Source organism: Deinococcus detaillensis (assembly GCF_007280555.1).
Taxonomy (GTDB): Bacteria; Deinococcota; Deinococci; order Deinococcales; family Deinococcaceae; genus Deinococcus; species Deinococcus detaillensis.
This window is the reverse complement of record NZ_VKDB01000090.1, coordinates 1-1,139: the sequence shown is the minus strand read 5'-3', so window position 1 is coordinate 1,139 and position 1,139 is coordinate 1. Positions and strand designations below refer to the sequence as shown.

Annotated in this window: 2 pseudogenes; both read left to right on the top strand. The window is 60.7% G+C overall.

The features are described 5' to 3' along the window. Positions 1-347: 347 nt before the first annotated feature. Positions 348-512: pseudogene (locus tag FNU79_RS19875) on the top strand (transposase); the annotation flags it as partial. A gap of 178 nt (positions 513-690) precedes the next feature. Continuing rightward, positions 691-1,139, top strand: a pseudogene (locus tag FNU79_RS18975) (hypothetical protein); the annotation flags it as partial.

Here is a 1,139-nt window from a genome sequence, read left to right as displayed (position 1 = left end):
CAGGACCCCCGTGAACCACTTCGGAAGGAGTGTCATGCCCAAGTTTGACAGGGGGAGCAGCAAGCTGCTCCCCCTGTCAATGGCCAAAGTCGAGCTAACTGTACTTTGGGGATATTCAGAATGAGGGGCCGGGGCGGGATGTGCGATGCTAGCCCGTGCGATGACGCATTCATTCCCTCGTTGGACGCGGCACTTCCCGACATGGTTCGCTCCGTTCCAGGAGACCTTTCGACACCGCTCGCAGCGGACGTGGGCCCCTATCTATCTGCAGGGATTGGTAATGCTCCAGGAAATCCTTCCAAAAATGTCCGCCCACTTGCGAGGGTAGGGCACACTGGAGGGAAATTATGGGAAAACAGCGAAAGAAGTGGCCGACCGACACCAAAGAGCAGATCGTGCTGGCGGTGCTCGGCGGCCAGCTCAATGTGGCAGAGGCGGCCCGGCAGCATGGCGTCAATGAAAGCCTGATTCACACCTGGAAAGCTCAATTTCTGGAAGCAGGTCGTGCCCGCGTCTTGGACAGAACGGCACCGGTATCGGGCCTGCCCGCTTGGCTGGGAACCGCACGGATGACCGGCATGGCGAACTGGAACGCGAGAACGAGCGCCTCAAGGTCCTGGTTGGCGAGAAGGAATTGGCGCTCCACATCGCAAAAAAAGCACGGGGTCTCTGAGTCCAGCTGCGCTTCTCGTGCTCTACGAGGAGCTGCTCAGAGACCAACCACAGCTAAGTCTGGCCCGCTTCGCGCGCGAAGCGGGTGTTCCTGCCTGGACGCTGCGGGATGCTCGCCAGCAGATTCTCCGTCAGCAGGAGCGCGACATCGAGCAGCAACGCGTCCTCGAACAGGTTCGTACGGTGGCACTCGCTCACCCGACCTATGGGTACCGTCGAGTTCATCAGGTGTTGCGTTTGGCAGCCAGTGAGCTTTCAACCTTCGGTCTGCTCGGTCAGCACATGGTGCGCCTGGCGCTGGGTGCCCTGGACCTCAATCCACCACTGCCCCGGAAAAGTCGAAAAAAGGCTGTGTCAGCCGCACCCGAAACGCTGTGGCCAGCGGGCCGCCGGATCCAGATGGACGCCACACGCTTCACCCTCGCTGATGGTGTGTGTTGGGCGTATCTGGTGCAGGGCGTCGACAC